Here is a 7217-nt window from a genome sequence, read left to right as displayed (position 1 = left end):
CCTGAAGCCTATCGCAGGCGACCTTACCATCAGCAAAATGAACGGACACCCTTCGGACAAGGGCAGCGAGGTCATTGCGGGCGCCCTGGCGAACCTCGGTTATGCCCCGCTCGTGCCGTAAGGGCTGCCACGGAATCCGTCATCCCCCCCCTGGCCTCTTGGCTGTGTCCTCCAGTGACGCAGCCAAGAGGCCAGGCATAGACGTAGAAATGGCTCGTCTCCCAAACGCCAGCTGGTGAGTCGTTCTCAGTCGTCATCGTTCAGCCATTCAGAAACAACAGCCACTTTCGCTTGAGGCGGCAACATGACGCAGGTGTCCAACACGATCATGATCCACGCACCGGCTGACGCCATCTGGCGCCTAATCAGCGACTTCGGCGCAGCCGGCCAGTATCTCCCTGGGATCGTGACCTGCACGGTTGAGGGCAAAGGGGCCGGCGCACGACGCATACTGACCGGCTTCGACGGCAGCATGATCGTCGAGCAACTGGAAACGGTGAACCACGCGGCTCACCGGCTGAGCTACTCCCTGCTGACCGACACGCCCTTTCTTGACTGTCTGACCACCATGACTGTGCGCGACCTGGGTTCGTACCAGGCCGAGCTAACGTGGTCGGCGACCTTTGAGACCGACGGGCTCCCGGAGAGCGAAGCCGTGGATCTGCTTGAAGGTGCGCTGGTAGCCAACTGTCTGGCGCTGAAGCAGTTCATTGAGGCCGATAGGTAACTTGTGTCCATCCCCGCGTGGGGTTTCGGCGTATCATGAGCCTGCATTTTCACCATACGCGACGCCAACCAATCACTATAGGGGAGACTCCATCATGACAAGCGAATCTGCGGCAAATGAACCCCGCAAGGGCAACATAGAAATGAACCCACAATGAAAATACTACCGAGTCCAACACCCCAGTCCTTCCAGATCACAAACGAGTACGTTTGGTTGCCGGATTTGTATGAGCTTCCCGCTCAAATCAGCTTTGACGTGACCTGCGGGAATCAGAATGACCAGTTTCTTCCCTGCTTCTCATTCACGAAGGCCGAATGGGAGAGCCCTCAGTGCGACGCGCTTTCCTGGTACGCATCACCCCATCGAAACGATTTCACCTTCCGAACGAAACTCTTCCGAGACTTCCCGTCGGTGCAGCGGATCTCGCCCGCCTGGTGCCCGGCCGTAGGCGCCAAGTTCCACGTGCAGTGTATCATCACGACGACCTCAGCGACCTACTACATCGCCGGTAAAGAGTATGCAACCGCCACCTACCGTTATGGCGACGTGCCTGAGAGGGGCTACTTCGGGTTTGCCACGTATGGCGGAGAGAATATCACCGTCGAAAACGTGTCTCCCGTGTCTCTAGATCCCGTGTCTTTCCTGAAGGCCAAGTTCCCCGGCGTGTACAACGATCTGCTGGCCCAGCAGTGGGTGATTCGCGCAGGTGACAACGATGAGCTTAAGGACGTTAAGCCGGGCGGAGCCGTGCATTGCGTTGACGGCAGGCAATACACTGATGCAAGCCAGCCCAATATCATGCTTGGCCCCAAAATACAGGGGGGCGTACTGGGGGTTGTTGCACTGGCCGGAGATATCACGAGCGGCAACGTAGAAGGGATTAAGAAAGCAGTCAAAAAGATCCAAGCCGCCGGTTATATCGCATCGGTCCACGGGGATGAGCACAGTGCCCACGCAGGACATGCCGCGAACGGATGCGGTTTTGCCGCGAAGTGGTACGCGAGTGCGTTGACGTCTCCTCTGCTCAAGAAGATGGAATTGTCCCCTGACGAAGCTAGAGCCATCGTAACCAATAAGGATGTCGGCGGAACATACATCGAGCTGAAGGGCGACCACGTAGAGAAGCGTGTCCGCTTGAATTTCGTTGCAGGCAAGACCTTTGAGCCGGATGGAACAGCCTTCAACCTGGACGTCTGGTTTGCAGCCAAGATGGGTATTGATGCTGAGACGCTGATGCGCAATGCCGCCCAGACAGTCTTCATCCTCGTGGGGCTTAAACCCATAGAGATTTTTGTCTAAAGACAGGATTACGGCGGAAGTTTAGCGGATCAACACGGGCTGGCCGGCGAATCGTCGTTGGGCCAGCCCGGTGTAGGCGGATTCTGAGACTCCCGAAGAATGGCAGCAGAGACGGGCGCCGATTCTGGTAGCCGTGTGACGCGATGGGCAAGCTGTCTAACTGTGATGCCTTGCCCGTGCTTAAGCGATCATAACTCTCGTGGACATGTGGCGCGGGCTGTCAGGCCGCCCGCGCGGCCAGCGCACGTTGAATTTCGAGACAGGCCAGGCTGACGGCTGCGGCCCAGGCCGCGGCGGCGGCGTTGACAGGCGCGGCATCGCCAATGTCAACCTGAGCGGAAAATTCAAGCATTCTCTCCCAGACGGCCAGCAGCGCCAGGTTGCCCTGCTGCACTATCGCCTGCAGCCGCCGAGCATCGGCCATATCCCGGTCGCTGGGACGGAAGCGCCGCGCCAGCAGCAGTTCAAACCAGGCCGCCGTCACCTCTGCCTGGCACGCATGGAAAATCGGCGCCGCACCCACGACCACGCGGTTCACGCGGCGCAGCAGCTCCGCCCGTGCATCAGGCACAGCGTAGGACAACGGCCAGGGGTCGCCGGCGGCGCGCGCTTCACACCTCAGCCGCCTCGCCAACCCTGTGCCGGGATACACCTCAACCTCGCGCCAGTCCAGCAGCGTGGAAAGAAGGGGCGCCACCTGCCGGCAAAAGGCCATATCCTCCGCCACCGTCCCCCACGTGCTCCACGGGTGAAACAGCAGACAGCGGAAGTCGGCCACGATGCCCAGATCGGCCAGCGTTTGCAGCGCGGTCAGGTTGTTCGCCCTCCCCACCCCCTTCGCCAGGTGGTCGAGTGTTGCCTGGCAGCCCGACTCGATGCCCACGTAGACGCGCCGCAGCCCCATGTCGCGCAACTGCCTGAACAACTCGCTCTCCACATCGTCGGCCCGACATTTGAGCGTGAACGCAATGGTCAGGCGGCGCCGCGCCAACTCGTCGCCGAAGGCTGCCACGCGCGCCGCGCGTTGGGGATGCGGGGGCAAGAACTGCTCGTCGTCAAACAGAAACAAGCGCGCCCCCCGGCGCACCAGGGCTTCGATCTCATCCACCAGGTGGGGAATACCGCGCAGGCGGTACGCCGGACCCAGCGCCCGGTAAAACGCACACGGCAGGCAGAAGGCACAGGCGTGGTAGCATCCTCGACTGGCCTCCAGGGTGGCAAAACCGACGCCGCCCCACGTCGGCAGCGGGTCGGGCTGCCGGGCCAACGGCAGCCGGTCGAGCGCACCCGCCAGCGAAACCGTCGCATCCACGCCATCGTCTACCCCGCGATCATCCTCGCACCGGCCTGACACGGCGGCGCGGTAACGTGCTCGGCCGGCTGTGCTAGGCGCTGTGCGCACCACGCCGCCCGCCGAGCCGCGGAATACCAGGCCCGGCACGGTCTGCCATCGTTCGCTGGCTGGTAGGCTGCCTGCCAGCGCCACCGCCGCCACCTCAGCCTCGCCGGCCACGACCGAGTCCAGCCCAGGGCAGGCTGCCAGCAGCTCGGCTGCGGCAAAGAAGGGCAGGTGGCCGGTCAACGTGACGTGGCTGGCTACAGCGGCCTGGCGCAGGGCGGCAATCAAGGCCAATGTCTCAGGAACGTGGCTGGCAAAGAGGATGGAGAAGACCACCAGGCGCGGCCGCACCGCGCGCACCAGGGTGATGAGGCTGGCAGGATCGTTCAGCCCGGGCATGAGATCCACCAGGCGTGCGGGCCAACCGGCCTCCTCTAGCGCCGCGACCAGGTGTCGTGCGGGCAAGCGCTGCTGGCCCACATCCTCGACCACCAGCACCGGACCATCCCACACAGTCGCAGTAGAGCCCAGGTCGGCTGCGGCCACGCGCTCACCCGCTCGCGACGCGGCCATCCAGTCCGACCTCCAGCACGCGCGCATCCACGGCCAGGCCGGTCGCGCCCCAATCCGCGGCCACTTGCAACAGGTAACGACCTGGTTCCGCAGGTGGCTGCCAGGTCACGCGTGAACCGCGCCCTTGCAGGGTTCCCCCAGAGACACTCCAGCGCCACTGCGCGCCAGGCCATGGCGTCTCAGCCCGGAAGCTCAGGCCGCGACCGGGAACGATCATGACCGTGCGGATTTCTGCCAGGGGGAGCGACCCGTGGAGCGCCGCCGACGGCTGCGACCGTTGTGAAGAAGGTGCAGGTGGCGGATCGTAGATCATCGGCGTGGGGGTCGGTGTTGGGGTTCGGGTGGGCGTTGCCGTCCGCGTAGGCGTCGCGGTCATTGGCGGCGGGGCCGGATCACAGATGATCGGCGTGATCGTGGGCGTTGGTGTCGGTGTCGCGGTGGGCGGCGGCGCCGGATCACACACCATAGGCCCACAACTGGCGGTCGTCGCGCTGCTGGTCAGCGCCAGGACAACCAAAATCGTTTTGCGCACTTCTCTTGGCAGTTTATTCCAGGGCACCATAGGGCGCCTCCCGCTTGAAAATGCCGAACGAGTTCGACACTCCGAACGCTGCGGGGTCCTCGACTTGTAACGAGTGGCGCAGCACCGCGCGCGTCAGGTCGCCGCGCCACGCGACCAGGTCAGCTTGCATTTGCAGGTCGAACAGGTTGACCCGACTGGCCCAGGCCACAGCCTGATCGTTGACCCGGCGTGCGTCATAGAGATTCTCCTGCAGGGTAAACTCGAACATCTCTTCCAGCAGGGCCAGCGAGTGGTTGTTGGCCGCGGCCACCAGTTGGCGCAGCCGCGCGTCCAGGGCCGGGTTGGCCGACGGCCCCAGGGCATACTGCGCCATCGTCCATTCATAACAGGCAATCGAGCACTGTTTGGCCAGGCCGTTGTTGTCGTAGTGGCGATGGCGCAGCGTCGCAATCATCAGGCGGAAGAGCATTTCCACGCGAGGGTCGGGGATGGCGTAGTTCCAGGCCAGGTAACTGCCGCTGAGCCGGCCCTCGGCCGTCAACCGCGCCAGGATCGGCGTGCCGGCATAGATCTCCATGCGCCCAAAGCTGAGCGGCGCCTGACCAGCGCCCGCCATGGCATGGAAAAAGTCCAGGTTCGCGCGGATGTCTTCGACAGTGCTGTCGGGATCGAAGAAGATCAGGCCGAAGTCGGCGAGCATCCCCACGCGGTGCAGGGCTTCGAGCGCGTGGCGGTTTTGGGCGACCGTGGTGTGCTTGTTCATGCGACGCAAGCTGCTGTCGGAGCCGGACTCGACGCCCACGTAGGCCCGCACCACACCCAGATCAAGCAGGCGGCGGAATAATTCTTCTTCCACATCGTCGGCGCGGCACTTGATGCTCATGATGACGTCCAGGCGCCGGTGGTTAAGCTCGGCTGCCAAGGCATCGAGCCGAGGGCCACGCGCGGCGCCATGCGGGAACCATTCATCATCGTTGAAGACAAAGAAGCGCACGCCGTGGTTGTGATACAACGCCTCCATTTCGGCCACCAGGTTGGGCACGCTGCGAAAGCGCTGCCGCGACCCGGCGCTGGCGCCGTAAAAGGCGTGAATGCTGCAAAAGGCACAGTTGCGGTAGCAGCCGCGGCTGCCCACGATCGGTGAGAAGCCGATGCCCAGATGATGCTGTGGGGGCGTATCGCGTGCAGGGAAAGGCAGGCTGTCCAGATCCGCGATGAGCGGCCGCGAGGGGTTGACGCAGATCTGGCCGTCCCGCCGAAACGTCAGGCCGCGGATCGCGCCCCAGGCTGCGGGCGTGTCCAGCGACTGCACCAGCTCCAGCAGCGTGAGCTCGCCTTCGCCGCGCACCACGGAGTCGAGCGCGGGGTAGTCCCGCAGCAGCTCGGGCGCGACGAACGTCGGGAAGTGACCGCCGGTGGTGATGTGAGCCGTGGGGAGCGCATCGCGCAAGCGGGCCGCCAGGGCCAGGAACTCCGGCGCGCGGTACTGGAAAATGATCGAGAGGCCGATCAGACGCGGGCGCGTGTGCTGCGCCTGCCGCACCACGGCGCCGGTTTCTTGCGCGGTGCTAAAGGGGGCGATGGCGACTGAGAAGCCGTGCTGGCGCAGCACGGCCGCCAGGTAGCGGGTGCTGAGGTTTTCCAGTTCCTCCGCGCCCACGAGCAGCACATCCAACATAGGCACCTTTCCTTGCGGAGCCGCAGCAGAAACGCGTACTGTCCTGAGTTCATTTTACCACCGTTCTTGCGTTCGTCAAAGGGTCGTTTTGGTTGGCCGCGGCGGAGTTGATGTCACACCCAAGCCGTGCTATCATCCGATGATGGTCGAGTGAGCCTGGATGGGAAAATGGCAAGTGGAGCTTTCCTGCCATGCCCTTGGCGCTGACGATGATCATGAAGGAGCCGACTGATGGTGCATCTTGCCAACCAAATCAGTGTCTATCTTGAGATTGGGCAGAAGCGAACGTTTGCCGGCGCAGTGGACTGGCCCGGTTGGTGCCGGGCCGGGCGCGATGAGGCTGCGGCGCTGCAAGCCCTGTGCGACTATGGGCCGCGCTATGCGCGCGTGTTGCATGGCGCGACCATAGATTTCCAGCCACCGGCGGAGATTTCGGAGTTCAACGTGGTCGAGCGGCTGGCGGGCAACGCTACGACCGATTTCGGCGCGCCCGACGTCGGCCCACATAGCGACAGGATGCCGCTTGCTGACGCCGACCTGCAGCGGTTCCAGACACTTCTACAGGCCTGCTGGCAGGCGTTCGATGGGGCTGTGCAGTCGGCTGCGGGCAAGGAACTGCGCAAGGGGCCGCGCGGCGGCGGTCGCGACCTTGAAACGATTGTCGAGCACGTGTTGGGCGCGGATGTGAGCTACCTCGGCCGGCTCGCCTGGAAGCAGAAGCGTGATGAGGCGGCGAGCCGGGGCGCGGAGCTCGACCGCACCCGGCAGGCGATGCTGGCTGCGCTGGCGGCGGCGGCACGCGGGGAAATCCCAACCCACGGGCCGCGCGGCGGCGTCATTTGGCCGCCGCGCACCTTCGTCCGCCGCGTCGCCTGGCACCTGCTTGATCATCTGTGGGAGATCGAAGATCGCGTCGAGCCCCCCGCATCTGTTCCCGGCCGTTGAGACCTTCCGGTCTCATGGGCTGCGGAAGTAGTATATTGGTGCATATTATTCCCAATTTATGGATTGGCATACCACAAATTTTGCTAAATTTATGGATTTGGTTTGTCATCACGCCGGAGAATTACCAGGATTT

At 63.5% G+C, this 7217-nt stretch carries 6 protein-coding genes; 3 read left to right on the top strand and 3 right to left on the bottom strand.

Features of this window, described 5'->3' with window-relative positions; genetic code table 11:
• The first annotated feature begins 304 nt into the window (after window positions 1-304).
• Both ACPQ6D_RS23590 and ACPQ6D_RS23585 read left to right on the top strand, forming a co-directional pair.
• Window positions 305-727 (top strand): SRPBCC family protein, encoded by a 423-nt coding sequence (locus ACPQ6D_RS23590; protein ID WP_423226811.1) that lies wholly within the window; start codon window positions 305-307, stop codon window positions 725-727.
• 153 nt (window positions 728-880) lie between these two features.
• Entirely contained in the window at window positions 881-2026 is a 1146-nt protein-coding gene (locus ACPQ6D_RS23585; protein ID WP_423226810.1) for a cadmium-containing carbonic anhydrase, read from the top strand.
• Window positions 2027-2246: 220 nt separating this feature from the next.
• Here the strand turns inward: ACPQ6D_RS23585 and ACPQ6D_RS23580 are convergent, their stop codons facing one another.
• The 3 genes from ACPQ6D_RS23580 to ACPQ6D_RS23570 are packed head-to-tail and all read right to left on the bottom strand — an operon-like array spanning window position 2247 to window position 6139.
• Complete coding sequence (locus ACPQ6D_RS23580; RefSeq protein WP_423226809.1) at window positions 2247-3938, bottom strand: B12-binding domain-containing radical SAM protein; 1692 nt, start codon at window positions 3936-3938, stop codon at window positions 2247-2249.
• On the bottom strand, window positions 3916-4500 hold the full coding sequence (locus tag ACPQ6D_RS23575; RefSeq protein WP_423226808.1) for a hypothetical protein: 585 nt from the start codon (window positions 4498-4500) through the stop codon (window positions 3916-3918). Before ACPQ6D_RS23575 ends, ACPQ6D_RS23580 begins: the two co-directional genes overlap by 23 nt.
• Window positions 4484-6139 (bottom strand): B12-binding domain-containing radical SAM protein, encoded by a 1656-nt coding sequence (locus ACPQ6D_RS23570; RefSeq protein WP_423226807.1) that lies wholly within the window; start codon window positions 6137-6139, stop codon window positions 4484-4486. Before ACPQ6D_RS23570 ends, ACPQ6D_RS23575 begins: the two co-directional genes overlap by 17 nt.
• Window positions 6140-6370: 231 nt before the next feature.
• Here ACPQ6D_RS23570 and ACPQ6D_RS23565 point away from each other — a divergent pair, with 231 nt between their 5' ends.
• Window positions 6371-7084 (top strand): DinB family protein, encoded by a 714-nt coding sequence (locus ACPQ6D_RS23565; protein ID WP_423226806.1) that lies wholly within the window; start codon window positions 6371-6373, stop codon window positions 7082-7084.
• The last annotated feature ends 133 nt before the right edge of the window (window positions 7085-7217 follow it).

The sequence above is a fragment of the Candidatus Amarolinea aalborgensis genome, from assembly GCF_900491745.1.
In the GTDB taxonomy this organism is placed as follows: Bacteria; Chloroflexota; Anaerolineae; order SSC4; family Amarolineaceae; genus Amarolinea; species Amarolinea aalborgensis.
The sequence above is the reverse complement of the archived record's forward strand: the minus strand, read 5'-3'. Positions and strand labels throughout refer to the sequence as shown.

Coding starts and splice junctions, on each gene's coding strand:
- ACPQ6D_RS23590 (WP_423226811.1), top strand. CDS start 305: ATGACGCAGGTGTCCAACACGATCATGATCCACGCACCGGCTGACGCC.
- ACPQ6D_RS23580 (WP_423226809.1), bottom strand. CDS start 3,938: ATGGCCGCGTCGCGAGCGGGTGAGCGCGTGGCCGCAGCCGACCTGGGC.
- ACPQ6D_RS23575 (WP_423226808.1), bottom strand. CDS start 4,500: ATGGTGCCCTGGAATAAACTGCCAAGAGAAGTGCGCAAAACGATTTTG.
- ACPQ6D_RS23565 (WP_423226806.1), top strand. CDS start 6,371: ATGGTGCATCTTGCCAACCAAATCAGTGTCTATCTTGAGATTGGGCAG.
- ACPQ6D_RS23570 (WP_423226807.1), bottom strand. CDS start 6,139: ATGTTGGATGTGCTGCTCGTGGGCGCGGAGGAACTGGAAAACCTCAGC.
- ACPQ6D_RS23585 (WP_423226810.1), top strand. CDS start 881: ATGAAAATACTACCGAGTCCAACACCCCAGTCCTTCCAGATCACAAAC.